The 26,076-nt window shown below is 73.0% G+C and carries 19 protein-coding genes; 6 read left to right on the forward strand and 13 right to left on the reverse strand.

The window, feature by feature from the left end:
* Positions 1–159: 159 nt before the first annotated feature.
* The 5 genes from ACTOQ1_RS32805 to thrC form a co-directional block, all read right to left on the reverse strand.
* Positions 160–804 (reverse strand): response regulator transcription factor, encoded by a 645-nt coding sequence (locus ACTOQ1_RS32805; RefSeq protein ID WP_440071884.1) that lies wholly within the window; start codon positions 802–804, stop codon positions 160–162.
* 13 nt (positions 805–817) lie between these two features.
* Positions 818–2,137 (reverse strand): sensor histidine kinase, encoded by a 1,320-nt coding sequence (locus ACTOQ1_RS32810; RefSeq protein WP_440071844.1) that lies wholly within the window; start codon positions 2,135–2,137, stop codon positions 818–820.
* Between the two features lie 285 nt (positions 2,138–2,422).
* On the reverse strand, positions 2,423–4,492 hold the full coding sequence (gene rho / locus ACTOQ1_RS32815; protein WP_440071845.1) for a transcription termination factor Rho: 2,070 nt from the start codon (positions 4,490–4,492) through the stop codon (positions 2,423–2,425).
* Between the two features lie 467 nt (positions 4,493–4,959).
* Positions 4,960–5,928 (reverse strand): homoserine kinase, encoded by a 969-nt coding sequence (locus tag ACTOQ1_RS32820; protein WP_440071846.1) that lies wholly within the window; start codon positions 5,926–5,928, stop codon positions 4,960–4,962.
* Between the two features lie 67 nt (positions 5,929–5,995).
* Entirely contained in the window at positions 5,996–7,054 is a 1,059-nt protein-coding gene (gene thrC / locus ACTOQ1_RS32825) for a threonine synthase (RefSeq protein ID WP_440071847.1), read from the reverse strand.
* Positions 7,055–7,269: 215 nt separating this feature from the next.
* Here thrC and ACTOQ1_RS32830 point away from each other — a divergent pair, with 215 nt between their 5' ends.
* Positions 7,270–8,877, forward strand: a complete 1,608-nt coding sequence (locus ACTOQ1_RS32830; RefSeq protein WP_440071848.1) for a glycosyltransferase — start codon at positions 7,270–7,272, stop codon at positions 8,875–8,877.
* A 296-nt stretch (positions 8,878–9,173) separates the two neighbouring features.
* The gene (locus ACTOQ1_RS32835; RefSeq protein WP_440071849.1) at positions 9,174–9,971 is read left to right on the forward strand and encodes an SAM-dependent methyltransferase; all 798 of its coding nucleotides are present in this window, start codon (positions 9,174–9,176) and stop codon (positions 9,969–9,971) included.
* Here ACTOQ1_RS32835 and ACTOQ1_RS32840 read toward each other — a convergent pair.
* Positions 9,955–11,724, reverse strand: a complete 1,770-nt coding sequence (locus ACTOQ1_RS32840) for a glycosyltransferase (protein WP_440071850.1) — start codon at positions 11,722–11,724, stop codon at positions 9,955–9,957. The two genes, ACTOQ1_RS32835 and ACTOQ1_RS32840, sit on opposite strands and share 17 nt — an antisense overlap.
* 509 nt (positions 11,725–12,233) lie before the next feature.
* On the opposite strand from ACTOQ1_RS32840, the gene ACTOQ1_RS32845 reads away from it, so the two are divergent.
* From ACTOQ1_RS32845 to ACTOQ1_RS32860, 4 genes are read left to right on the forward strand one after another with little or no spacing between them, the layout of a single operon-like run.
* A complete protein-coding gene (locus ACTOQ1_RS32845; protein ID WP_440071851.1) occupies positions 12,234–12,704 on the forward strand; it encodes a hypothetical protein in 471 nt (156 codons plus the stop codon).
* Entirely contained in the window at positions 12,701–14,437 is a 1,737-nt protein-coding gene (locus tag ACTOQ1_RS32850; RefSeq protein WP_440071852.1) for a glycosyltransferase, read from the forward strand. Before ACTOQ1_RS32845 ends, ACTOQ1_RS32850 begins: the two co-directional genes overlap by 4 nt.
* Positions 14,437–16,371, forward strand: a complete 1,935-nt coding sequence (locus tag ACTOQ1_RS32855) for a glycosyltransferase (RefSeq protein ID WP_440071853.1) — start codon at positions 14,437–14,439, stop codon at positions 16,369–16,371. Before ACTOQ1_RS32850 ends, ACTOQ1_RS32855 begins: the two co-directional genes overlap by 1 nt.
* The gene (locus ACTOQ1_RS32860; RefSeq protein WP_440071854.1) at positions 16,368–18,218 is read left to right on the forward strand and encodes a glycosyltransferase; all 1,851 of its coding nucleotides are present in this window, start codon (positions 16,368–16,370) and stop codon (positions 18,216–18,218) included. Before ACTOQ1_RS32855 ends, ACTOQ1_RS32860 begins: the two co-directional genes overlap by 4 nt.
* A 102-nt stretch (positions 18,219–18,320) precedes the next feature.
* Here the strand turns inward: ACTOQ1_RS32860 and ACTOQ1_RS32865 are convergent, their stop codons facing one another.
* The 7 genes from ACTOQ1_RS32865 to ACTOQ1_RS32895 form a co-directional block, all read right to left on the reverse strand.
* Positions 18,321–19,133, reverse strand: coding sequence for a polysaccharide deacetylase family protein (locus ACTOQ1_RS32865; RefSeq protein ID WP_440071855.1), 813 nt, complete (start codon positions 19,131–19,133; stop codon positions 18,321–18,323).
* An 80-nt stretch (positions 19,134–19,213) separates the two neighbouring features.
* Positions 19,214–19,396: a hypothetical protein gene (locus ACTOQ1_RS32870; protein ID WP_440071856.1), complete on the reverse strand. Its 183-nt coding sequence runs from the start codon at positions 19,394–19,396 to the stop codon at positions 19,214–19,216.
* Between the two features lie 105 nt (positions 19,397–19,501).
* Positions 19,502–20,794: a homoserine dehydrogenase gene (locus ACTOQ1_RS32875; protein WP_362679840.1), complete on the reverse strand. Its 1,293-nt coding sequence runs from the start codon at positions 20,792–20,794 to the stop codon at positions 19,502–19,504.
* A gap of 78 nt (positions 20,795–20,872) precedes the next feature.
* Entirely contained in the window at positions 20,873–22,255 is a 1,383-nt protein-coding gene (gene lysA / locus ACTOQ1_RS32880) for a diaminopimelate decarboxylase (protein WP_440071857.1), read from the reverse strand.
* A 186-nt stretch (positions 22,256–22,441) separates the two neighbouring features.
* Positions 22,442–23,254, reverse strand: coding sequence for a neutral zinc metallopeptidase (locus ACTOQ1_RS32885; RefSeq protein WP_440071858.1), 813 nt, complete (start codon positions 23,252–23,254; stop codon positions 22,442–22,444).
* Positions 23,255–23,297: 43 nt separating this feature from the next.
* Entirely contained in the window at positions 23,298–24,014 is a 717-nt protein-coding gene (locus ACTOQ1_RS32890) for a DALR anticodon-binding domain-containing protein (protein WP_440071859.1), read from the reverse strand.
* A gap of 116 nt (positions 24,015–24,130) precedes the next feature.
* Complete coding sequence (locus tag ACTOQ1_RS32895; protein ID WP_440071860.1) at positions 24,131–26,038, reverse strand: hypothetical protein; 1,908 nt, start codon at positions 26,036–26,038, stop codon at positions 24,131–24,133.
* Positions 26,039–26,076: the final 38 nt, after the last annotated feature.

Raw genomic sequence — 26,076 nt, forward strand, 5'->3', positions numbered from 1 at the left:
GCCAGATCCTCCAACCATCCCAGGCCACAAGACATTCCCCCGCCCCGTGACCCGCGGCCCCGGAACGGGCACGGCGTGCTCACGGCCCCCCGGCGAGCGCGATATCCGTGAGGGAACCGGAACCCCGGACCCCGCGGGGAAACCAGGGGCTCCAGGCCCTCACCTTCCCAGGTACGCGAGCACGGCGAGGACCCGGCGATGATCGTCGGCGGCGGGCTCCAGCCCGAGCTTGCCGAAGATGCTGGAGATGTGCTTCTCGACGGCACCCTCGGTGACGAGCATCCGCCCGGCGACCGCGGTGTTGGAGCGCCCCTCCGCCATCAGGGCCAGGACCTCGCTCTCCCTGGCGGTCAGGGACTCCAGGGGGTCGCCCTTGCGCTGTCGGCTCAGGAGCTGTCCGATCACCTCGGGGTCGATGACCGTCCCCCCGGCCGCCACCCGGCGTACGGCGTCGAGGAACTCGGCCACGTCCGCTATCCGCTCCTTGAGCAGGTAGCCGACCGCCGCGGCGCCGCCGCCGATGAGCTCCGTGGCGTACTGTTCCTCGACGTACTGCGACAGGACGAGGATCGGCAGCCCCGGCCGCCGGGACCTGGCCTCCAGAGCGGCGCGCAGCCCCTCGTCGGTGTGGGTCGGCGGCATCCGCACGTCGACGACGGCCAGGTCCGGATCGTGCTCGTCGACCACCGTCACCAGGCCGGGGCCGTCTCCCGCCACCCCGACGGTCTCGATGCCCCCGTCGGCCAGCAGTCTGGCCAGTCCCTCGCGCAACAGCACCGAGTCCTCGGCGATCACCACCCGCATGGGTCTCACGTTCTCACCATTCGCAGGGCAACTCCGCCCTGATCATCGTGGGGCCGCCCAGCGGGCTGTCGACGGTCAGGGTACCGTCGATGGTCGCGGCCCGGTCGGCCAGTCCGGCGAGGCCGCTGCCCGGCCGCGGCACGGCGGCGCCGACCCCGTTGTCGTAGACCTCGACGATCACCCGCTGCTCCTGGCGGCTCACCCGGATGAACGCCTCGGTGGCCTCGGAGTGCTTGGCGAGGTTGCTCAGGCACTCGGCCACCACGAAGTACGCGATGCTCTCCACCGCGGGCGGCGGCCGGTGGGAGACCTCCACCGACAGGTCCACCCGTACAGGCGCGCGGGCGGCGAGCGACGACAGGGCCGCGCTCAGCCCCCTGTCGGTGAGGATCGCCGGGTAGATGCCCCTGGCGAGGTCGCGCAACTCGGCGATGGCGGCCTTGGTACCCCGGTGTGCCTGAGCCAGGAGCTCCCTGGCCGCGTCGGGGTCGGAGTCCAGCTTGGCCTGGGCCCGGCCCAGGTCCATGGCCACGGACAGCAGCCGCTGCTGGGCGCCGTCGTGCAGGTCCCGCTCGATCCGGCGCCGCTCGGCCTCGGCCGCGTCCACCCCGCGGGCCCGGCTGGCCCGCAGGTGGGCGGCACGGGCGGCCAGCCGGTTCTTCTCGCTCGTACCCAGCAGGGCGACGCCGAGCAGACCGTGCAGCCAGGCCATGCCCCGGGTCGCGTAGAGGGCCGCGAGCAGGAAGCCGACCCCGATCAGCGTGCACAGCAGCGCCCTCGGCAGGCTGTCGATCGGCAGCTCGTCGATGGGCGTCATCGGCTGCCCGGCCAGCAGCAGGGGCAGTGGCGCGACCGTCAGGCCCAGTCCGAGGATCCACAGGACCGCCGTGACGGTGAACTCCGCGATCCCGATCGGCAGCAGCAGCAGGAGATAGAGCAGGTCCTTCCAGGTCGCGGGGTCGACGAACATGTCCTTCCAGCGCAGGAACAGGTTGTCGCCCTCGGAGGGCCGGTACGGGCTGGGGATGTCGACGCCGAAGGCCAGCCGCAGGAACCGGCGCTCCAGTATCGCGGCGCCCCGCCAGGCCAGCATGGTCAGGGCGAGCAGCGGCAGCCCGACCCACACGAGCACCATCACCAGGGAGGCCGGGATCACGGACGCGAGGAACGCGAAGCAGGCGAGGCCGTAGAACATGCTGACCAGCAGGTAGGGGACGGCCCGCCAGGTCATCGGGTCGACGAGCATGCCCAGGGGACCGTTGGGACCGAGCGGCACGCGCCGCCTGAGCGGCGTCCTGACCGCGGTCGTGCTCGCCAGCGTCTCGGCCGTCATGCGCCTCCCCTGTCCCCGGTCAGCCCGTCGTACGCCGTCCTTGTCGCGTCCCGCCGTCCCTCGCGCGTCGGGCGTCTCCTCGCACCGCCCGCCTTCGCGCGACCGCCCCTCCCCCTCCTCGCGTGCCGTCCACACGCCGCGATCATCGCGGGCGCGGACCCGGGAGCCGCGCGGGAAAAAGCGTCCTGAAGTAGGGATATCCCGAAGTACGGGGTCACACAAGGGCTTTGGAAAACGCGAACGCCCCGGCCGGAGGGGCCGGGGCGTTCGACGTACGGCGGATGATCAGTCGCGCTCGGAGCTGACCGTCGTCTTCTGCACCTGGAGCAGGAACTCCGCGTTGGACTTGGTCTCCCTCATCTTCTCCAGGAGAAGCTCGAGGGCCTGCTGCATGTCCAGGGCGTGCAGCACGCGGCGGAGCTTCCAGGTGATCTGGAGCTCGTCCTTGCCCATGAGGATCTCTTCCTTACGGGTGCCGGACGCGTCGACGTCCACCGCGGGGAAGATCCGCTTGTCGGCGAGCTGCCGGTTGAGCTTGAGCTCCAGGTTGCCCGTGCCCTTGAACTCCTCGAAGATGACCTCGTCCATCTTGGAGCCGGTCTCGACCAGCGCGGTGGCGAGGATCGTCAGCGAGCCGCCGTTCTCGATGTTGCGGGCGGCGCCGAAGAAACGCTTCGGCGGGTAGAGCGCGGTGGAGTCGACACCACCGGACAGGATGCGGCCGGAGGCCGGGGCCGCCAGGTTGTAGGCGCGGCCCAGACGGGTGATCGAGTCGAGTAGCACGACCACGTCGTGGCCGAGCTCCACCAGACGCTTGGCGCGCTCGATGGCGAGCTCGGCGACCGTGGTGTGGTCCTCGGCCGGGCGGTCGAAGGTCGAGTGGATGACCTCGCCCTTCACCGACCGCTGCATGTCGGTGACCTCTTCCGGACGCTCGTCCACCAGGACGACCATCAGGTGGCACTCGGGGTTGTTGCGGGTGATCGCGTTGGCGATCGACTGGAGGACCATCGTCTTGCCCGCCTTGGGCGGGGAGACGATGAGACCGCGCTGGCCCTTGCCGATCGGCGCCACCATGTCGATGATCCTGGTGGTCAGGATGTTCGGCTCGGTCTCCAGGCGCAGGCGCTCCTGCGGGTAGAGGGGGACGAGCTTGTTGAAGTCGGGCCGCTGCCGCGCCTGCTCCGGGTCCATGCCGTTGACCGTGTCGAGGCGGACGAGCGCGTTGAACTTCTCGCGGCGCTCACCGTCGCGGGGCTGGCGGACGGCGCCGGTGACGACGTCACCCTTGCGCAGGCCGTTGCGGCGGATCTGGGCCAGCGAGACGTAGACGTCGTTGGAGCCCGGCAGGTAACCGCTGGTCCTGACGAACGCGTAGTTGTCGAGGATGTCCAGGATTCCGGCGATCGGGATCAGGACGTCGTCGTCGCCCACCACGGGCTCGTTGCTGTCGAAGCGCTCGCGGCCACGGCGGTTGCGCTCGCGGAACCGGCCGCGACGGCCACGGCGGTCGTCGTCGTCGCCCACGCCGTGCTGGTCGTTGCGGTCCTGCGGGCCCCGGTTCTGCGGGCCGCGGTCGCCGCGCTCGCCCCTGTCACCGCGGTCGCCGCGGTCGTTGAGACGATCGCCGCGCTCGCCGCGGTCGTTGGACCGCTCGCCGCGCTCACCGCGGTCGTTGAGCCGGTCGCCGCGGTCGTTGAGCCGCTCCCCGCGGTTCTGGCCGGCGTCGGCGGCGCGCTGGTCGGCGCGGCCGTCATTGCGGTTGTCGTTGCGGTTGTCGGGACGGTTGTCGCCGCGCTCACGACGATCGTTGCCCCGCTCGCCGCGCTCGCTGTTGCGGCCACGGCGCTCGCCGCGCTCGCGACGGCTCTCGCCACGCTCGCCACGGCCCTCGGCCGGGGCCGTGTCGATGGTCTGCTGCTCCACGACGGGCTCGGGCGCGACGACGGCGGCCACGGGCTCGGGGGCGGGGGGCGCCTGCTCCACGACGGGCTCGGCGGCCACGACGGGGCGGGAACGTTCCCTGCGGGTGCGCGCCGGACGCTCGGCGACCGGCTCGGCCACGACGGCCGAGGCGGCCACGGCAGGAGTCTCCTTGACGGCGGCGGGAGCCTGGGCGCTCTCGGTGGAGACGCCCTGCTTCTCCTGGATGGCCGCGATCAGCTGGCTCTTGCGCATCCGCCCGGTCCCGCTGATGCCGAGGCCGGAAGCCATGGCCTGCAGCTCAGGCAGCACCATGGCGGAAAGGCCTGTGCCGGAGCGACGGCGCGGCTTGGCCGCGGGGCGGGTGGGGGTGTCGCCGGACGCCGGCGCCGTGCCGGTGACGTCGGAGAGGAGTTCGGTGGTGTCGCTCACTAATGGGTCCTTCCCAGGGGTCGGGCGTGGCCATGATCAGCCAATCGTCCCGGTGGTGCGATCGACCCGGTGGGACAGACCGGGTCGGGTTGCACGTCGCGATCCCCGGCGGCCCATGGAGAGCCGCCGCCACTGTCGGAGAAGGGCGGATCCAGGCCGTCACCATCGAGAATCGCCGACGGTGGGACTTGGAGGACACCCCCCCGGATTGCTACCGGCAACCAGATGTCGAGGTAGATCGAACGCGCATGTCCCCTAAAACGCCGCTTCTCGTTGCCCCAACCGAAATCTGGAGCATTCGGAGGCGACGGATTCGGGGAGGCCACTGCGGCGCTCATGTCTCACCAGGTGAGACATGATGCAGCGATGTGTGGCTGACAAGCACGCACCCAACGCGGGGCACCTGGTGCGGCTATCAGCCTAACATCACCAGCGCACACAGCTATTCCCTGAAGGTCGAAGAGTCGTCAGCGTGTCTCAAGAGAAACAACGCGGGCGCCCCTGGTTTCGACTTCCAGTGGCTGGATGTGCCAGTCATTACCCACTTCCGGTGCGATCAAATCCTGCGTATTCATCGTTGACAACGCAAGAACCGTGGGCCCCGCACCCGAGACGACCGCGGCCACTCCCGCCCTCCGCAGCCGTCGTACCAGGTCGGCGGTGTGCGGCATCGCGGGCGCGCGGTATTCCTGGTGGAGGCGGTCCTCCGTGGCGGCCAGCAGCAGGCCGGGCTCGGGCCTGGCGGTCAGCGCCGCGACCAGCAGCGCGGCCCGGCCGGCGTTCGCGGCGGCGTCGGCGTGCGGGACCTCCTTGGGCAGCAGCCCGCGGGCGGTCTCGGTCGACAGCCGGTGCGCGGGGACGAGGACCACGGGCCTGACGGCCTCGTGCGGGAGGAGCCGCACCAGGTGCGGCACGCCCCCGGCGTCCGTCCACGCGACGGTGAGCCCGCCCGCCAGGCACGGCGCCACGTTGTCGGGATGGCCCTCGATCTCGGTGGCCAGCGCGAGGACGCCGTCGTCGGTCAGCCCGGGCGGATGATCCCGGCCGGGCTGGGAGCCGTGCTCGGACGAGGGCGCGTACGGGGTCGTGGCCAGCGCCCGGGCGGCGAGGATCCCGGCGCAGATCGCCGCGGAGGAGGACCCGAGGCCTCGGGCGTGCGGGATCCGGTTGAGACAGCGCAGCCGGATGCCGCGCGGCTGCGGGAGACCCATCCTATCGAAGGTCGCGCGCATCGTGGTGACGATGAGGTGCCCCTCGCCCAGGTCGAGCTCTCCGGCCCCCTCGCCCTCGACCGCGATGTCGATGCCGGGGGACTCGAGGATCTCGGCCTCGATCTCGTCGTGCAGGCCGAGGGCGAGCCCCAGCGTGTCGAACCCGGGGCCGAGGTTGGCCGACGTCGCGGGGACCCGGACGGTCGCCTTCGCCCCGCCGGTCATCGGGGTCCCGTGGGGACCGTGGGAACCGTGGGGGCCATGGGGGGCACGTCGCTTCTCCTGAGGTCCACTAGGCGAGTTCGAGGGCGGTGGCCGCGGCGTGCGCGTCGATCGGGATCGTCACCGGGGTGGGCGCGCCCGAGATGGCCCAGTCGGGGTCCTTGAGACCGTTTCCGGTCACCGTGCACACGATGCGCTGCCCGGGCTCGACCAGCCCCTGCGCGTGGGCCTGCAGGAGGCCCGCCACGCCGGCGGCGGAGGCGAGCTCGACGAACACGCCCTCCTCCTGGGCGAGCAGCTTGTACGCGGCGGCGATCTGGCGGTCGGTGACGGACTGGATGACACCGCCGGACTCGTCGCGGGCGGCCTCGGCGAGCTGCCACGAGGCCGGGTTGCCGATGCGGATCGCGGTGGCGATCGTGTGCGGGTGGGTCACCGGCGCGCCGTTGACGATCGGCGCGGCGCCGCTGGCCTGGAAGCCGAACATGCGCGGCGTCCTCGTCGCGACGCCGTCCCGGGCGTACTCGGTGTAGCCCATCCAGTACGCCGAGATGTTGCCCGCGTTGCCGACCGGGATGCAGTGGATGTCGGGGGCGTCCCCGAGCGTGTCGACGATCTCGAAGGCGGCGGTCTTCTGGCCCTGGAGCCGGAACGGGTTCACCGAGTTGACCAGCGCGATCGGGTAGTTCTCCGACAGCTTCCTGGTCATCTCCAGGCAGTCGTCGAAGGACCCCTCGACCTGGAGCAGCCTGGCCCCGTGGACCAGCGCCTGGGCCAGCTTGCCCATCGCGATCTTGCCCCGGGGCACCAGCACGGCGCAGGTCAGGCCCGCGCGGACCGCGTAGGCGGCGGCGGAGGCGCTGGTGTTGCCGGTCGAGGCGCAGATGACGGCCTTCGCCCCGTCCTCGACGGCCTTGCTGATGGCCATGGTCATGCCACGGTCCTTGAAGCTTCCGGTCGGGTTGAGGCCCTCGACCTTCAGGTAGACCTCGCAGCCGGTCAGCGCCGACACCCGGTTCGCCGGGACGAGCGGGGTGCCGCCCTCCAGGAGCGTGACGACGGGCGTCGCCGTGGTCACCGGCAGTCGGTCACGGTACTCCTCGATGAGGCCACGCCACGCCCTGGTCATGATTGCTCCTCACCGCGCGCGGCCGGTCCGCGCGCGTGCTACCTGCGGTATTGGGAAACGAGTCTACGGGCAACACGTTCGGCTCTGGGATGCGTTGTCCACCAAATGGACAAGCCGGGCGTCCTGTCTCCAGGGAACTCTAAGGATCGGCCGGTATGGTCTGCGGGGCTTGACAGAGCTTGACAGACGGGGAACACGACAAGGGGTGTCACATCATGACGGGCGGCACGGCGGCGGACCTGCCACCGATCCGGCACAACGACTACTCGCCCCTGGACCCGCCCGTGCTCGGCGAGTGGGATCCGGAGCTTCCGGTGAGCGTGATCATTCCGGCCCACGGCGGGCAGCACAGGCTCGACCTCACCCTCGCCGCACTGGCCGCGCAGACCTACCCGGACCACCTCATGGAGGTGATCGTGGTCGACGACGGCAGCGAACCGCCGCTGCGGCTGCCGGAGATCGCCCCGGGTGGCGCCAGGATCGTGACCGCCGGCTCCTCCGGCTGGGGCATCGCCCACGCGGTGAACACCGGCGCCGCCCTCGCCGAGGGGCGGATCATCCAGCGTCTCGACGCCGACATGGTCGTCTGCCGCGAGCACATCGAGGCGCTGGCCCGATGGCACCACCTGGCCGGGTACCTGGTCACGATCGGCGCGAAGAAGTTCGTCGAGGAGCCGTCGCTGACGGCCGCGCAGGTGCACGAGGGCGTGCGGGCGGGGTCGCTGGGCTCCCTCTTCGACCTGTCGGGCGCCCTGCCCAGCTCCACCGAGCAGACGATCTCCCGCACCGACGGCCTGCGGGCGAGCCGCAACCCCTACCACGTGTGCACGGGGCCGACGGTGTCGATGCGGCGCGAGATCTTCCACGCCGTGGGCGGGGTGGATCCCCGGGTGCTGCGGGGCGAGGACACCGAGTTCGCCTACCGGCTGGCCGCGCACGGCGTGGTCTTCGTCCCCGACATGGCCGCCCAGGCCGTCCATCTGGGGCTTCCCGCCCAGCGCCGCGACCCGCAGCGGGCGGTGCGCGTCGTCGCCCCCTACCTGGCCCACCGGGTGCCGCTCCGCCGTGACCTGCGCAGGGACCGGGGACGCCACTGGCTGGTTCCGTACGTGGAGGTGGTGCTCCACGTCGACGGGCCCGAGGAGCGGGTACGCGAGGCGGTGGGCGCCGCGCTCGACGGGTCGTTCGGCGACGTGATCGTCACCCTGGTCGCCCCGTGGTCGAAGCTGTCAGGGGACCGCCGGCCGGTGCTGGACGACCCCCTGTTCGACCTGCGGCTGCTGCGCGAGCACTTCGCCCACGACGAGCGGGTGCGGTTCGCCGACGAGGTCTCCGCCACCCCCGCCCCGATCCCGTTCCGCTACACGGGCCCGGTCTCGGTCCCGCTGGGACGCGACACGCTGGAACGGATGATCCGCGTGATGCAGGACGACCGCACGGGCATGCTCGTCGTCGAGCTCGGCGGCGACGGCGAGGCGACGCTGGAGCGGACCGAGGCACTGGGCCGGGCGAGGCTGCTCGGCGCGGACGACGTCGCCGCGTCGATCGAGGCCACCCACGGCGTGCGGCGCGGCGACCGGCCGGAGTTCTGGCCGGCCGGGCCCACGTCCTCGGCCTCCGCTCCGCCCCCCGCCCGGGTTCCGGCTTCGCCCGGGGCCGAGGCCCGGGGGCGAAAGGCCGCGAGGCCCGCGGCGGAGCGGGTCCCCGGACAGGAGCAGCGGCGCCAGGAGGAGAAAAGCCGGGAGGGGAAGCGCGGGGAGGGGAGGCGCCAGGAAGGGCGCGACTCCCTCCTGGGCAGGCTCCGCACAGCCCTCAGGAACTGATCGGCGGCCCGGTGGCGGCCGGGTGATCGGGGACGGTCAGGACCGGCCGGCGCCGTCGGCGAGCCGGAGGCCGGGCGCAGGGCGCGAGCCGGGGCCGGGCGCACGCTCCGCGAGAAGGAGGCCGGGCGCACGCCGCCGGCCGGGACCGGACGCGTGCCGCGCGAGGGAGGCCGGAGGACGCGCGCGAGGGGAGGCCGGTCATGGCGCGATCTCGTTCGTCCGTTAAAGGCTTTCCCGATGTCATAAGTGGCTATGATCTACGCAATTCTGGAAATTTCATTACCTGGGAGCGGCGCGTGGCCGACCAGATGCCCAAGGGTGTCCAGACGCATATTCCCAACGTCGCGCGCATGTACGACTACTACCTGGGAGGCAAGGACAACTTTCCGGCGGACCGGCAGGCCGCGGAGAGGGCCCTGGAGATCGTCCCCGAGATGCGGCAGGGTGCCCGCGCCAATCGCGCGTTCCTGGGCCGGACGGTCGGTTTCCTCGCCGAGTCGGGGATCGACCAGTTCCTCGACATCGGCGCCGGACTGCCCACCCGGAACAACGTGCACCAGGTCGCTCCCGGCGCCCGGGTCGTCTACGTCGACAACGACCCGACCGTCCTGGTCCACGGCAGGGCGATCCTCGGCAAGAACGAGAACGTGACCATCGTCGAGGGGGACGTCCGCCGGCCCGGGGAGATCCTGGAGCACCCGGACGTGCGCGCGGCGATCGACTTCGACCGGCCTGTCGGGATCCTCCTGGTGGCGATCATGCATTTCGTCCCCGACGCGGACGACCCCCTGGGCATCATCGCCACCCTGCGCCGGGCCATGGCACCCGGCAGCCACCTCGTGCTGTCCCACGTCGCGACCGACGTCCGCCCGCGGGCCGCGGACGAGGTGGCCCAGGTCTACGACCGGGCCTCCGCCCCCTTCGTCACACGTACCGGCAAGGAGATCGTCCGCCTGTTCGACGGTTTCGACATGGTCGAGCCCGGCATCGTCAACCTGCCGGAATGGCGGCCGGCGCCCGGTACCGCCGTGCCCTACCGAGGCATCGGCTCCTACTTCCTGGGGGGCGTCGGCGTCGTCAGCGACGGCGGGTGATGGCCCGCCTCACCGAGGACAGCAGCCCGTACTGGACGACCTTCCTGGCGGCGGCCAGTTCCCTTCGCAGGGTGCCGACCTCGCGCCGCAGCTCGACCGTGCTCCTGCGCCAGCGACCCGCCTCGTCGCGCCACTTGGCCACCTGCTCGCGGAGCCGCTCCGCCTCCTTGGTGAGACGGGCCACCTCGGCCGCCGCCTCGGCCCTGGCGCGGTAGGCGCCGCGCCGGCCGGTGAGGACACCGGCCTCGGGCGCGAACCCGTAGGTCTCGCCGTCCACCCAGATCACGCCGAAGGTGTCGTCCACGGCGTCGTCGAGGTCCTCCCCCTCCTCCAGCACGATCGCGGCGCGCGCGAACGCGGCGGCACGTTCCAGCCGCGCCCTGACGACCGTCCTCCCCGAGACCGCGCCCACCGTGCCCACCGTGCCCGCCGCGCCGCCGTCACCACCGGCCGCGTCGTCATCCTCGGCCAGCAGCACCGAGACCAGGCCGTACCCCTCGTCCCTCGCCAGGTCGAGCAGGCGGGCCAGGGTGTCCTCGCCGGGCACCCATCCGGCGGGCAGCCGCAGACGGTAAGGAACCGCCCAGGCGGGGCCCGGCGCGGCGGAGCCGTCGGGCCGGCCGGAGGGGAGGGCCGGGACGGCGGAGGTCGCGGAGACCTCGTCGGCGAAGCGGACCCTGGGCTCGTGGGCGTAGTGGCCGCGGATCAGCACCAGGTCCAGGTCGGGGTTCTTCAGGGGAGCGCGCCCCTCGGCGCCGACGCGGTCCCACGGCCCCGTGAGGGTGACCGCGACGTCGGGCAGGGTGCCGGCGAGCACGGCGTCGACGGTGGCGCGGACCTCGTCGTAGGTGTAGCCCTTCCCGGGCCGCCCCGCGGGCTCGACGACCACCTCCACGTACGGCACCTTCCACTGCCGGGCCGGGTGGGAGCGGAGCCAGCGGTAGGACGGGATCCGGTCGGCCACGAAGGCGTGGCTGACCCGGTCGATCGGGGCCTTGTCGCGCATGCGCATCGTCGGGCCCAGGTGGAAGGCGCGCGACAGCGGCTCGGGTACGAAGACGGCGCCCGCCTGGGCGAGCCGGTAGCCCATCTCGGTGTCCTGGCCGAGGATCAGGTCGGTGTCCATCGGCCCCGCGACGGCGAGCAGCGCGGCGTTGACCGAGGTCGCGCCGCCGACGTGCAGGCTGAACGCGCGGTGCGGGTTGGCGGTGAGACCGTCGGTGCGCTCGACCAGGTCGACCAGCCAGGCGTGCGGCTCGGCGGGCTCGAAGAGCTTGGCCAGGTCGTCGGCGGCGGCGACCACCTCGGGGGCCGGCAGCCCGGCCGGGGTGAAACGCAGGTAACCGGTCACCACGAGGTACGGGGCGGCGTGGTGCCAGCGCATGTGCGCCTCGACCGACCTGCGGTCCAGGACCACGTCGGAGTCGAGCCAGTGGATCACGTCGCCGGTGACGGCCGCCAGCCCGGCGTTGCGGGCGTGGGCGCGGCCGGGGACCGGGCAGACGATCAGGCGGGTGTCCTCGGGGCACAGGGCAGGCAGGCGCAGCGGCGGGCTGCTGCCGTTGTCGACCACGACGACCTCGGTCAGCGCGGCCGGGTAGGTCTGCACGGCCAGCCCGGCGAGCGCCAGGTCGAGTTTCTCCTGGTCGCCGTACGCGGGAACGACGACGCTGACCCGGAGCGAGGGGGTCCAGGAGCCCAGGGCGGGCGGCGTGAGGCTCCGGTAGTCGTTACCGGCGATCCGTGCTGTCATGGCGCTTCCAGGGTCGGGCTCGGGCGGGGACCGCGCCACCGGTTCGGCGCGACGCGCGGGAAACGGGCCGGGGAGAGCCGCCGGGCGTGCTCGGTGCCGGCCGGGCGGTGAGAACCGTGGGCGCCGCGGCCCCCATGGACCTCGCGGACCCCGTGGAACTCGCGGACCCCACGGACCCTGTGGAAGCGGACCCCGTGGAACTCGTGGACCACGGGGGCGCGCGCCCCCGGCACCGGCCGCGGGAGGCTCACCGGGGTGGCGGGAGGGGGCGGGGGAAGGGCGGTCGGCTGCGCGGGCACGAGCGAAGGATAGCGAGGTGAGAAGATCCCTTCTCGCCGCATATCACACTTGACATCGAGGATCACCGCCAAACACTCTCAGCTGTCACACAGGTCACAGGAACCTTCGAATTTCCTATTTATCGCCGTATCTGCACTTGAGAAGCCGATAACCTCATTTACCACCCACAAGGACAGGTAAAGACAGAGCGGCACGGAAGGTAAGCGCGGATGCCCACGCCCCGAAAACTGACGCTTCTGGCGGCGATCCTCGGCCCGGTGTTCCTGATCGCGCTGACACTGCTCGCGAGCACCGGGATCATCTCGGTCACGGCGGCCATCGTGCTCGGCGCGATCGCGACGGTGCTCGCCGTCCAGGTGCTGGCGGTCGCGACCGTACGCAGGGTCGACGGCAAGGCCCAGCGGATCGACGCCCGGGTCAAGCGCTACGAGGCGGAGCTGGCCACGGTCAAGACGGCCACCCAGCGGCTGGACCGGCGGCTGGACGAGATCGTCGAGCTGCTCAAGGATCACGAGCGCAAGCGGGACGAGGACCTGCAGGCGATCCTGGTCTCCCTGGGCGAGGACCGCCTGGCCTCCGTACCCCGGCGCCAGGAGATCGAGGAGATCGTCTACGACCTGCTGCCGCGCCTGGCCGCGGAGGAGGCCGGGGCCGAACGGGCCGCGGAGGAGAGAGCGTGACCGAAACCGGCCTCGCCACCTCCGGCGCCGCCCCGTCCGCCCGCCCGCGCGACGACCGGGCCGGTTGCGACGACCGCGCCGACAGGGGTGAGCGGGCCGGCCGGGCCGCTGTTCCGCGCGCCAGGATCAGGCACAACGACTACGGGTCGCTGCTCCCGCCCGACCTGGGCGAATGGGAGCCCTGGCTCAGGGTGAGCGTGGTGGTCCCGGCGCACGACTGCCAGGAGGCCCTGGAGCGCACGCTCGCCGGGCTGGCCGCGCAGACCTACCCCGCGCACCTCATGGAGGTGGTCGTCGCCGACGACGGCAGCGACCCGCCGTTGCGCGTCCCCGAGATCACCCCGGCCAACACCAGGCTCGTCCGGGTGCCCGACGGCCGATGGGGGCGCGGCTGGGCCCGCCAGACCGGCGCCGCCGCGGCGGCGGGCGACATCCTGCACTGGGTCGACTCCGACATGATCCTCGACAGGGAGCACGTCGAGGCGCACATGCGCTGGCACCATCTCGCCCCCTACGCCGTCGTGATGGGCGACGTCCGCTTCACCCCCGACGGGACCGGCCCCTCCGCCAGGGAGGTCTTCTCCGCGGTGGAGGCCGGGGACGCGGAGAAGCTGTTCGACGAGTCCGCGCCGCACGAGTGGCGGGCCGGGGTGCTGGAGGAGACCCGGTGGCTGCGGGACGCGGGCGCCGGGGCCTACCGGCTCCACTCGGGCGCCACCACCTCGGTCCCCGTGGCCCTGCTGCGCTCGGTCGGCGGGGTGAACACCACGCTGAACATGGGTGAGGACACCGATCTCGGCTTCCGCCTCGCGCAGGCGGGCGCGGTCTTCGTCCCCGACCCGCGGGCCCGCGCCTGGCACCTCGGGCCGTCCACGGTCATGATCCGGGAGAAGGAGGTGCACCGGCACAACTGGTCGGTGCTGCCCGACCTCATCCCCGACCTGCGCTGGCTGCGCACCCACCCGCGCAGGGCCTGGCTGGTGCCGTACGTGCACGTCGTCGTCGACGCCCGCGGCGCCTCCTACGAGGACGTGCGGGCGAGTGTGGACTCCGCGCTCGCGGGCACCCTCGTCGACGTCGCCGTCACCGTGGTCGGGCCATGGTCGGATCTTCCCGCCGGACGCCGTCCCTCCCTCGACGAGCCGCTGCTCGACCTGCGCCTGGTGCGCAACCTGTACGTCCACGAGCCGCGCGTCTCCTTCACCGAGGAGGTGCCCGCGGGCTCCGCTCCCGCGCCGTTCAGGCTCACCTTCCCCGCCGGGTGGGCGCTCGGCGCCGACAGCCTGGCCGAGCTGGTCAAACTCGCCGAGCGTGAGGAGTACGGGCTGCTGAGCGTGGCGCTCGACGAGGGGGCCTCCGGGGTCAGGGCGGCCAGGTTCGAGCGCACCGCCGCCTTCGCCAGGGCGGCGCTGGTGAGCGAGGGACCCGACGGGGACGACGACGGGCTCGACGACGCCGTCCACGAGATGTTCGGCTCGCTCTGGGTGAGCGCCGCCGAGGCCGGCGTGACGACCGCCGACGAGGCGGAGCCCGTCGCCGGGGACACCGCGAAGTGGCGGGCCGACTCCGCGCGCTGGAAGCGCGAGGCGGAGGGCCTGAAGGACGAGGTGGAGAGCCTGCGCGCCGAGACGGAACGGCTGCGCGCCGAGGCCGGGCGCCTGGCGGCCGAGCGGCGGCGCGGCCCGCTGGGAAGGATCACTTCCATGGCCAGGCGTCGGGGGAAGACCGGCTGATGTCCTTTCTGATCGAACTGGTCCGCGCCGCCCTGGAGCGGAGCGGCAAGCGACGCGTCCTCGTCTACTGCGCGGGCTTCGAGACCCTCGGCGAGCTGGAGACGTACGGGGCGATGGACCTCGACGGCGACCTCGACGGCATCCCGCGCGCCGAGGAGGGCGCCGCGGAGATCCTGGTGCTCGCCCGCACGGCGACCGACGTCCGCAGGGCCGCGAGCCTGCAGTCGCTGCTGCCCATGGCCCCCCGGGTCGTCGTCGCCGTGCGGGAGACGCCGCACTGGTACACCGCGCCGGTGATCTCCCCCACCCCCGCCCACCGCTGGCGCGCTCTCGTGGAACTCCGCGTCCACCAGCCGAAACAGCACGCCTGGGTGGTCGAGGCGAGCTTCTCCAAGCCGGTGCCGGCGGGACGGACGCTCGCCGCGACCGCGAGGGCGTTCGGCGGGCACCGGATGGACGCCGTCGCCGGGCCCGTCGCCGGTCTGGCGGGGCCGGGAGCGGCCCACTGGCGCCCCGGCGACCCGAACGCGGCCCCGGCCCCCCTGACAGGGCCCGTCCCCGACAGGTTCGGCGCCCGCGGCGCCGACCTGGTCGTGCGCGCGGTCGGCGAGGAGCCGCCGCCCTGGACCGGCGCCGAGTCCCCTGGCAGGACCACGGTGGATCGCCCGGTCGCCGGGCTGATGACCTGGGAGAGGCTCGGCCGTCCCGGTGGCGGCAGGATCCTGGAGGACGGCCTGGGCGACCTGTCCGAGCCCTGGACCATCCCCCCCGTCGACGACCGTTCGGTCAACCCCATGAACTTCGTCACCGTGCCGTCCCTCGGCACGGCCGACCTGTCCTCCGAGTCCGGCCGCTGGACGATCACCTGCGAGGGCAGGACGCTCACCTCCTTCGACGCCTCCGGCCGCGTCACGGACGTGGACGTCAACCGGATCAGGCAGGTCAGGGGCGTACGGGTGGACTGGCGGCGCAGCCACACCGGCCCGGCGGCCGCGCTGCGGGTCGTCACGGGACTGGCGGCGGCCGGGGTGCCCCTGGTCTCCGAGGCCGTGCCGCGCTGGGCGGGCGCCCTCGGCCCCGAGCTGGCCAGGCTGATCACCTCGGTCGACGGACCCGCGCTCAAGGACGACCTGGAGCGCGAGGAGCACAGCATCCGGCTGCGCCGCGAGGCGCTGCGCCTCCACGGGGTCCGTGCCCGCTGGGAGCAGCTGGGCGCCTCCGCGGCGCCCGTGCCGACGGTCTCGGTGCTGCTCGTCACCCGCCGCCCGGACATGGTGGGCTTCGCGCTGGAGCAGCTGTCCAGGCAGCGCGGCGCCGAGTTCGAGGTGATCCTCGCCCTGCACGGCGTCCCCGCGACGCATCCCGGCGTGGCCGGGGCCCTGGCGTCCTTCGAGCGGCCGGTCACCGTGGTCGAGGCCGACGGCGGGACCGTTTTCGGAACCGTGCTGAACCAGGCCGCGGCCAGGGCGTCGGGATCGTTCCTGCTGAAGATGGACGACGACGACTGGTACGGGCCCGACTTCATCTCCGATCTGCTGCTGGCCCACTCCTACTCGGGCGCCCAGGTCGTGGGCATGGTCCCCGAGTTCGTCTATCTCGCCTCGATCGGGGTGACCGTCCACCGCGAGCAGATCACCGAGCAGATCACCAACTTCATCGCCGGGGGCACCATCTTCTCCGAACGCTCCGCCTTCGAGGCCGTGGGCGGCTTCCGTCCGATGCCCGGCACGATCGACGCCCAGTTCCAGCACGCCGTGCAGGCCGCGGGCGGGCAGATCTACCGCACCCAGGGTCTGGGCTACATCCTGCGGCGCGGGAACGTCGCCAACCACACCTGGCGCGAGCCGATCGGCACGTTCCTGCGGCGTAACAAGCGCCAGTGGCGCGGCTTCCGGCCCAGCGCGCTCATGGAACTCCCCCGGGAGGCACAGTGAGCACGTCGCGGATCCCCCCTGACGCGCCGTACGTCCCCGACGCGCCGTACGCGACGCCGGTCCCGGCCGGAGACGGCGCGAACGTCCCGCCGGTCCCGGCCGGAGGCGACGCCGCGAACGCGCCGCGAGTCCTCGCCGGCGCCCCCGCCGGCACGCCGCGGATCCCGGGCAACGACTACGGGGTGCTGGCCGTGCCCGCCCCCGGCACGTGGGAGCCGCACCTGACGGTGAGCGTGGTGATCCCCGCCAAGGGGCGGCAGGACAGGCTCGACCTCACCCTGGCCGCGCTCGCCGCCCAGACCTACCCCTCTCACCTCCTTGAGGTGATCGTCGTGGACGACGGCAGCTCGCCCCCGCTGCGGCTCCCCGAGATCGCCCCGGAACGCACCCGGATCGTCGGCGACGCCTCCGGCCGCCGGGGCATCGCCCGGGCCCTGGAGACCGGTACGGCCGTCGCGGACGGCCAGGTGATCCACCGGATGGACGCCGACATCGTCTCCTACCGGGAGCACGTCGAGGCGCACATGCGCTGGCACCACCTGGCCGGCTACCTGGTGGTGATGGGGACGCTGCGCTTCACCGCGATGGCCGGCATCCCGCCCTCCCCCGCCGAGGTCCAGATCGCCGTCGCCAAGGACAGGGCGGGTCTCCTCTTCGAGGAGGATCCCGAGCACGGGCACGACTGGATCGGCGAGCTCGTCGCCGCCCACCGCGGCTTCCGCGACGCGCCCAGCTCCTTGCTGCACCGCGTCCACGTGGGCGCGACGGTCTCGCTGCCGGCCGCCCTGCTGAGGGAGACGGGAGGGCTGGACACCTCCCTGGCCCTCGGCGAGGACACCGAGCTGGGCTACCGGCTCACCCAGACGGGCGCGGTGTTCGTCCCCGACGCCGAGGCGCTGAGCTGGCACCTGGGCACGACGACGGCCATGCGCAGGCCCGCGGACGTCAGGCGGCACAACGACCCGTTCATCGCCGACCGGATCCCGTACCGTCGCCACCTGCGCACCGACGCGGGCCGGCAGTGGCTGGTCCCCTACGTCGACGTCGTGGTGGACGCCGGGGGCGCCTCCTTCGAGGACGTCAGGGCGAGCGTCGACGGGGCGCTGGCCAGCACCCTGCCCGACGTGCACGTCACCCTGAAGGGGCCGTGGGCGTCACTGGACGGCGAGCGCCCGGCACCGCTGGACGACCCGCTGCTCGACCTGCGGCTGCTGCGCGGCCAGTACGCCCACGACGGCCGCGTCTCCTTCGCCGAGCGGGTCCCCGCGACCTCGGCGCCCGCGCCTTTCCGCCTGGTCTGCCCGGCCGGGTGGGTACCGGGGGCGGACTCGCTGGCCAAACTGATCGAGCACGCGGAGAAGGACGACGAGGGCCTGCTGCTCGTGGCGCTGGACGAGGACGAGTCGGGAGTGCTGGCCGCCCGCCTGGAGCGGACCTCCGCCGTCGCGAGGGCGACGCGCGTGGCCCGCGAGGGCGAGCGGCTCGACGACGTGATCGCCGACCTGCACGGGGCGACCTGGCTGGACGCGGAGTCGTGGAAGCTGCGGCCCGCCGCCCGCGCCTACCCCTACTGGGCCGTGAACCGCAACCGGGAGGCCGCGCGCTGGAAGGCCGCGGCCGAGTCGCGCGCGCGGGAGGCCGAGCGGGCCCAGCGGCAGGTCGCCGCCCTCAAGGCCGAGCTGAAGGAACTGCGTGCCAAGGCCGCCAAGGGCAGCCGCGACACCGTCAGGTGGAAGGAGAAGGCCGAGCAGCGCCGCCTGGAGGCCGTCGCCCTGCGCCAGGCCCAGCAGCGCTCCCTGCTCGCCCGCGCCGCCCGCCGCCTCCGCAGGCTCACCGAGGGCTCCTGACGCCCTGCCGCCACGCCCTGCCGCCACGCCCTGCCGCCACGCCCTACCGCCACGCCCTGCCGCCGAGGACGCCCCGGACACCGGGCGTCCTCGGCGGCCCGGTCACTCCTGCCTGGGCAGGGGGCGGTATCGGGCGCCGACGGCGCTCTGCAGGGTCCGCACGACCGTGCCGTGGGCCTTGCGGCTCACCAGCCAGTCGAGAAACTGGCCCATGAGCTTGGGAGTCGTCGAGTAGAGGCCGCAGTCGTCGCAGACGCGGTGGAACACCATCGGGACCAGCCCGCCACCGCCCTTCTCGGCGTTGAGGACCTGCTGCTTCATGTGCCGCAGCAGGGTGTCCTCGCGGATGGAGCCCGGCGTGCGGATGTCGTAGCGGTTCTTCGGGCGGAGAGTCTCACCGGCCGGGCAGCCGGGGCACCCCCACTCCTTGAGCCCGCCGACCCCGCGGGCCGCGTCGTAACCGCACCGCCGCGCCACAGCCATGGCGTCGGCGTCGACCGCGCCGAACGGGTAGGCGAGGGTGGCGGGCCGGTACCCCCACGCCACCAGCGTCCTGCGGTCGTCGCAGATCTGGCCCTCCTGCTCGCTCTGGGTCAGCTCGGTGAGACGCACGTGGGTCAGCGTGTGACCGCCGATCTCGTGACCCTTCCTGGCGATCTCGGCGAGCCCGCGGCGGGTCAGCTTCTGCTCACCGCCGACGGTCTCGGTGTTGACGTAGAACGTTCCACGCATGCCGCGTTTCTCCAGCATGCGGGCCACGGCGGGGTGGGAGGAGTCGCCGTCGTCGAAGGTGAGCGCGACGACCGTCCTGACCTTCTTCGCGGGCCGTTCGGCCGCCGCGTGGGCGGCCGGGCCCAGCGCCACCACGACGGTCAGCGCCGTGGCGAACGCCGCCGCCCGGCGAAAGACCTTCACGGGGAACTCTCTTTCGCGGAACGGCAAACAAAGCATGAAAGCACCTTATAAGCCGATAGAGACCACCAAATAATCTGTTATCAAATGCCCAGGAACCCGATGCCGAGCCGGCATGGCACGATCGCCGCGAGGGCCGGGACCGAGTCCCCCTGACGGTGCCGGCGACGGCGGGACGCGCCCGCGCCGAACCGGCGCGGGCCGAGCAGGCCGAGCAGGCCGAGCAGGCCGAGCAGGCCGACGCCCGCAGGCGAGCAGGCCGGCACGGGCCGGGTGGGCAGACGCCGAACCGGCGCGGACCAGGCAGATCGACGCCGAACCGGCACCGGCCGAGCGGTCCGGCCACCGCGGACCGGCCCGGCCGGGCAGCGCTAGGGGGTGTCCTCGCCCTCGACGCGCATGACGCTCACCACGTCGCGGACGATGTCCAGCTCGCGCAGGCCCTCGATCGTGGCGGAGAGCGCGGCGTCACTGGCCCGGTGGGTGACCAGCACCAGCTGGGCGTCCGCGCCGTGCCCCTCCTGCCGGACGGTCTGGATGGAGACGTCCTGCTTGGCGAACATGTCGGCGACCCTGGCGAGCACGCCGGGCTTGTCGGCGACGTCCAGGGAGACGTGGTAGCGGGTGACGGTCTCGCCCATCGGGTGCACGACCAGGTCGGCGTACGTGGACTCCTCCGGCCCCCGGGTGCCCGCCAGCACGTTGCGCGCCACGGCCACGATGTCGCCCAGCACGGCGCTCGCGGTCGGGGCGCCGCCCGCGCCCGCGCCGTAGAACATGAGCTGCCCGGCGGAGCGCGCCTCGACGAACACCGCGTTGTAGGCCTCGCGGACCCCCGCCAGCGGGTGCGTCCTGGGGATCATGGCCGGATGCACCCGTACGCCGAAGGACCTGCCGTCGTCGGAACGGGCGCAGATCGCGAGCAGCTTGATGACGTATCCCATGGCCTTGGCGCTGGCCACGTCCGTCGCGGTGATCTCGGTGATGCCCTCGCGGTGCACGTCGGCGGCCGTCACCCGGCTGTGGAAGGCGATCCCGGCGAGGATCGCCGCCTTGGCCGCGGCGTCGAAGCCCTCCACGTCGGCGGTGGGGTCGGCCTCGGCGTAGCCCAGCGCCTGCGCCTCCCCGAGCGCGTCGGAGAACGAGGCCCCGCTGGAGTCCATCTGGTCGAGGATGTAGTTGGTGGTGCCGTTGACGATGCCGAGCACCCGGTGCACGTGATCCCCGGCGAGCGACTCGCGCAGCGGCCTGATCAGCGGGATGGCGCCCGCGACGGCCGCCTCGAAGTAGAGGTCGGCGTCGCCTGCCCTGGCCGCGGCGTGGACGGTCGCGCCGTCCTCGGCGAGCAGCGCCTTGTTGGCCGTGACGACCGACTTGCCGTTGTTCAGCGCGGCCAGGATGAGCGACCTGGCGGGCTCGATGCCGCCGATCACCTCGACGACGATGTCGATGTCGTCCCGGGTGACCAGGGCCTCGGCGTCCGTGGTGAGCAGGGCGGGGTCCACGTCGGCGTCCCGCCTGCGGCCCAGGCGCCGCACGGCGACCCCGGCGAGCTCCAGCGGCGCCCCGATGCGGGCGGCGAGGTCGTCGGCCTGCTCGTGCATGAGCCTGACCACCTGGGAGCCGACGACGCCGCATCCCAGCAGTGCGACTTTCAGTGCCATGCGGTCACGCCCCCTTGTCGCTCACGCCGCGGACGGGTTTCTCCGCCTTGCGGGATTTTCCCGCCGCTCCGGGTCGTTTCACAGCTGTCCTCTCAGGAGGTCGTCCTCGGTCTCCCGGCGGACGATCACGCGGGACACCCCGTCCTTGACCGCGACCACGGCGGGCTTGGGGAGGTAGTTGTAGTTGTTGGCGAGCGAGCGGCAGTAGGCGCCGGTGCCCGCGACGGCGATCAGGTCGCCGGTGGCCAGGTCGGCGGGGAACCACAGGTCGCGCACGACCATGTCGCCGCTCTCGCAGTGCTTGCCGACCAGGCGGGAGAGCATCGGCCTCGCGGCGCTCTCGCGGGAGGCCAGGCGCGCGGTGTAGTCGGCCCCGTACAGGGCGGTGCGGATGTTGTCGCTCATGCCGCCGTCGACGCTGACGTAGGTGCGCAGGCCCTCGACGTCCTTGATCGTGCCGACCTCGTAGAGCGTCACCCCGGCCAGCCCTGCGATGGCCCTGCCCGGCTCGACGGTGAGCTTGGGCACCGGCAGGCCCGCGGACCTGGCCACCTTGCTGACGATCTCCCGCAGGTTGTCGGCGATCTCCTTGACGTCGGGCGCGGTGTCGCCCTCGACGTAGGGGATGCCGTAGCCGCCGCCGAGGTCCAGCTCGGGCAGCACGACGTCGTGCTCGTCCTTGATCTTGACCAGGAGGGTGGCCAGGCGGGACGCGGCCACCTCGAACCCGGCGGTGTCGGTGATCTGGGAGCCGATGTGGGAGTGCAGGCCGACGAGCTCCAGCTGGGGCAGGGCGAGGATCCGCCTGGCCGCCTCGGCCGCCGCGCCGCTGCTCAGCGAGAAGCCGAACTTCTGGTCGTCGTGGGCGGTCGCGATGAACTCGTGGGTGTGGGCCTCGACGCCCACGGTGACGCGGATCATCACCTTGGGCCGCCTGCCGTGCTTGTCGGCGAGGAAGCCCAGGCGGGCGATCTCCTCGAAGGAGTCGGCCACGATGTGCCCGACCCCGGCCTCGACGGCCTTCTCCAGCTCGGCGAGCGACTTGTTGTTGCCGTGCATGGTGATCCGCTCGGGCGGGAACCCGACGCTGAGCGCGACGGCGAGCTCGCCGGCGCTGCAGACGTCGAGGCCGAGGCCCTCCTGCATGATCCAGCGGGCGACCTCGCGGCACAGGAACGCCTTGCCCGCGTAGTGGACCTCTCCCCCGGAGAACGCGCTCGCGTAGTCGCGGCAGCGGGAGCGGAAGTCTTCCTCGTCCACCACGTAGAGCGGGGTGCCGTGCTCCTCGACGAGGTCCCTGACGTCCGCGCCGCCGATCGTGATCGAGCCGTCGGCGCGGCTCGACGTTCGCGGCCAGATGGCGGGGTCGAGCGTGTTCAGATCGGCAGGTGCGTGCGGAGGGCGCTCCTCGGGCAGCACTTCTGCATGCCGGTCACCGGCGGGGTGGGCGAATCGACTCACCCGATCGAGGCTATCGGACCCGGTGATCCCCCTGAGACGATTGCCCACCTATCGAGACGCGATCCACCTCGAACACGCGAACTTTTTACGTTATGTGCCACTTTGGCGACATATTTTAACGTCGTACGGCGACACGATCTTCGGGAGAGACCGGAGCGAGACCGTTCCGGGGAGACCCGGGCGAGCCTAGGAGACCGAATCGGCGGGAGCCGCCCAGGTGTTGCAGGACCCCACGGTGCCGCCCTCCTGGCCGCGCCGCATCCACTCGGCGCTGCTGGCCCCCGAGCCGTGCGACTGCCGGTAGCCCGCCTCGACGCCCTCGTCGGCGCCGGAACCGCGCCCGGCGAGGAGGCGCAGGCTCTCCAGCCGGCGCGGCGCGGCGGCGCGCAGCGTCACCGCGGCCAGGCAGTCCGCCTGCAGTTCGAGCCGCCGCGACCACGCCTCGTCGAAGGCCTCCGAGCCTCTGCGGTCGGCGATCCCGCTGACCTCCTGGACGTGGTGGGCGTACTCGTGCGCGAGCGTGAACATCATCGGGAAGGCCCGCTCGCCCTCGACCAGCACGTTGACGACGCGCGGCTCGGGACAGTAGATCCCGGCCCAGTCGTAGTCGTCGATCCCGCACGCGGCCTCCTCGGGGGCGTCGACCAGCCGCACCTCCTCCGGCGGCTCGTAGTCGATGCCCGCCCGCGCCAGGGTGTCGGCCCACATCCGGTCCAGGCACCCGCCGAGGGCCTCCAGCGACGTGGTGAGGTCGGCGTCGAGGTCCCGGGGAAGCGTGCCGCAACGGCCGTCGACCGGCCGGGTCTCCTGGTAGAGGCGATGCGTCGCCGCGGCCGAGCGGGCCGAGCCCGGGGCGGTCCCGAGGAGTTCCCTGAGGTCTCCGCCCAGATAGGCGAGCCCGCCGAGGATGACGGCGAAGGCGAGCAGGGTCGGCAGCACCCGCCGGACCATCCCGGATCGGCGCGGCTCGCGCGCCTCCCAGTCCCGGGGCCCGGCCATTCACCTCTCCCCTGATCTCTTTAAGCTCCTTTGGGAGGGTCTATCACAATCTGTCGGGCGCCGTCTCGCCAAGCGCCGCCAGCGCCTCGGCCAGCACGTCCCGCACGGCCCGCGCCAGGCGCACCCGGGCGGCGTGCAGCTCCGACGGCTCCTCGTCCCCCGAGGGAAGCGCGGGGGCCCCCTCGAACGCGTCGTGGTAGGCCAGGGCCAGCTGCTCGGCGTAGGCGGCCCACCCGGGGTCCCGGCTCACCCGCCTGCCGTGCACCTCGGCCAGCAGCCTGAGCACCGCCCGGTCCCTGCGGCCCTCCAGCAGCTCGGGCCTGAAGTCCCCGCCGACGCCGAGTTCCGCGGCCCAGCGCTGTACGGCGACCGCCCGCGCGTGCGCGTACCTGACGACGAACCCGGGGTTGGCCCACGTCCTGGGCAGGTCCTCCCACGGGGACCCGCCCGCGCCCGCCACCCCGCCCTCGCCCGTGCCCGTGATCCCGGCCGCGCCCGTGATCCCGCCCGTGGCGGCGGGCGCGTCCGCGCCGATCTCCGTGACCAGCTCGCCGGGCACCGCCACCACGATCTCCAGGAAACCGCCGGGCCGCACCCGGACGGCCGTGATCCCCGGCAGCGCGCGGAGCCGGCCGGCCGTCTCCTCGGGGTCCTCGCCCCGGCGCAGCGCGGCCGGGGAGACGTAGAGCGCCTCCCCGGCCCACGTCCCCCTGGGGATCGGTGGCAGGCCGAGAACCTCGCCGAGCGCGCCGGGCGTCATCCCGGCAGCCTAACGACCCCCGGACGGCCCGCGCCCGGACCAGGGCGTGCGGGCCGTGCGGGCCGTGCGGGCCGTCCGCCGCCGTCGCGGCGAGGAACGCGCACCCGGGGACGCGCTCAGATCAGGGCGTGCGGGTCGGCCGGGCCGTAGTCGACGAGCTGGGCCGAGCCGAGCAGCCAGCGGTCACGGTCGCGGAGGCAGACGTACCCGAAGCGGTCGGCGGAGAAGACCTTGATCCCGTCCGCGCGGCACTGGCGCATCAGCACGTCGGCCCAGTTGTCCGAGACGTCGGCGAAGCCGATGCCCCGCAGGACCGCGCGGCGGGCCAGCAGGGTGGCCCCCGCCACGTCGGGCAGGTAGGAGTACTCCGCCGAGGGCTGGCGCAGCACGGTCGCCGCGACGTCGCGCAGGTGGGCGTAGTAGGCCGCCTTGCCCACGATGTCGGCGTTGGCGAACAGGAAGGCCCGGCTGAGATCGGTCAGGTAGTGCTCGCCGTACCGGTCGCGGGCGTCCATCACCGCCACCAGGTCGCCCTGGCACAGGTCGAGGGCGCGGTTGAGCAGGCCGCCCGTGGTCAGCTCGGTGTCGGAGCGGCGCACCGCGACGTCCACCCCGTCGGGCATCGCCTCGCGGGCCCGGCCGACGGCGTCAGGGGCGTCCGACAGCAGCACCAGCTGGACGACGCCCTTCTGCGGCGCGACCTGGGCCAGCGCGTGGTCGAGGTCGCCCCGGTCGATCATGATCACCGAGATGTTCAGGGTGGCCCTGCCGCTGGGCAGGCCGATCGCGTCCAGCAGGTCGTCGACCTTGTTGGTCATCGTGCCCGAGGCGTACGCCTGGCGGAGCGCCAGGTGGGCGCGGCGCGGGTCGGGCTCGGTGCCGATGGGGGTGCCGCAGGCGGCCAGTTCGGCCATCCGCCAGGGTTCCGTGCCCGGCGGGCAGTCGACCGCGACGGGCCAGCGGTAGGAGGTGAGCACGTCCGGGTACGACAGGTGCCCGGGGAGCAGCTCCTCCAGCGAGAGCACCCGCTCGAACCGGTCCCCGGCCAGCGGCAGCGGGTTGTGCACGCGCGGCTGGACGGCGAAGGGCAGGATTCCCAGGGAGGGCGCCCGGCGTCCCTGCTCGGGCTCCTGGGCCGCCAGCGCGGCGCCCCACGGTCCCACGAACCTGGGCAGCGCGGTCACGACGTGCTCGAACAACCTGGCCGCGGCGACGAACTCGCCGGGCTCACCCTCGGTGTGCCAGAAGACGGTGCGGATGCCCCGCTCCGCGCACCAGGCCAGCAGGGACCGCAGTCCCTGGTCTGGACTGCGCAGCTCCGCGGCCCACGGCCCCTCGGTCACCGACTCGACCAGCAGCAGGTGCGGGACCTCGGCGGCCAGCACCCGGGCGAAGTCCCTCGGCGTGAAGCCGGTGGTCTGGCGCCACTCGTAGCGCAGCAGCGCCTCGCCGTGCGGCGCGGCGATCACGGCCGCGGTCAGGTGCGGGCGGGTGTTCGGGCCGGTCGGCACGCGATACGGCTTGAGCTTCACCGACCTGCCGCCGACGGTCCTGACGGAGCTGGTGGCCTGGAAGGACGCCCCGGGGGCGGGCGCCTTGTCCCCCGCCTTGCGCGGCACCGGCTGGCGCTTGGGGGCGGTCGGGCGCTTGGCCGGCTTGGCCGCCCCGCGCAGGCCGCGCGCCAGCCGCACCGGGTTGCTCTTACCCGTCTTGATCGCGTCGCCCAGCCGCGACCAGCGGGCCACCTGCACCGAGGAGAGCTTCCACCTGGCGACCTCGGCCTGGTAGCGCTGCTCCGCCAGGTCCTTGCGGAGCTTCTCCTCGGCCGCGTTCGCGGCCTCCAGCCGCTCCTCGGTCTCGCTCAGGAGTTCCTTCACCCCGCGCAGTTCCTCGGCCGCACGCTCCGCATCGGCGATCTTTGCCTGTGCCGCTTCCAGCAGGCGGGCCAGCTCGGCGGCCCTCTCCGCGTGCGCCACCGCCTCCCGCAACGCCTGTCGTGTGCTTTCGAGTTGGTCGCCCGCCACGCCGTCCTCCGTTTCGTGAGCCGGGCGAAAGGATACCC

The organism is Streptosporangium sp. OZ121, from assembly GCF_051918885.1.
GTDB lineage: Bacteria > Actinomycetota > Actinomycetes > Streptosporangiales > Streptosporangiaceae > Streptosporangium.

Coding starts and splice junctions, on each gene's coding strand:
- ACTOQ1_RS32805 (WP_440071884.1), bottom strand. CDS start 804: ATGCGGGTGGTGATCGCCGAGGACTCGGTGCTGTTGCGCGAGGGACTG.
- ACTOQ1_RS32810 (WP_440071844.1), bottom strand. CDS start 2,137: ATGACGGCCGAGACGCTGGCGAGCACGACCGCGGTCAGGACGCCGCTC.
- ACTOQ1_RS32820 (WP_440071846.1), bottom strand. CDS start 5,928: ATGACCGGCGGGGCGAAGGCGACCGTCCGGGTCCCCGCGACGTCGGCC.
- thrC (WP_440071847.1), bottom strand. CDS start 7,054: ATGACCAGGGCGTGGCGTGGCCTCATCGAGGAGTACCGTGACCGACTG.
- ACTOQ1_RS32830 (WP_440071848.1), top strand. CDS start 7,270: ATGACGGGCGGCACGGCGGCGGACCTGCCACCGATCCGGCACAACGAC.
- ACTOQ1_RS32840 (WP_440071850.1), bottom strand. CDS start 11,724: ATGACAGCACGGATCGCCGGTAACGACTACCGGAGCCTCACGCCGCCC.
- ACTOQ1_RS32845 (WP_440071851.1), top strand. CDS start 12,234: ATGCCCACGCCCCGAAAACTGACGCTTCTGGCGGCGATCCTCGGCCCG.
- ACTOQ1_RS32855 (WP_440071853.1), top strand. CDS start 14,437: ATGTCCTTTCTGATCGAACTGGTCCGCGCCGCCCTGGAGCGGAGCGGC.
- ACTOQ1_RS32875 (WP_362679840.1), bottom strand. CDS start 20,794: ATGGCACTGAAAGTCGCACTGCTGGGATGCGGCGTCGTCGGCTCCCAG.
- ACTOQ1_RS32885 (WP_440071858.1), bottom strand. CDS start 23,254: ATGGCCGGGCCCCGGGACTGGGAGGCGCGCGAGCCGCGCCGATCCGGG.
- ACTOQ1_RS32890 (WP_440071859.1), bottom strand. CDS start 24,014: ATGACGCCCGGCGCGCTCGGCGAGGTTCTCGGCCTGCCACCGATCCCC.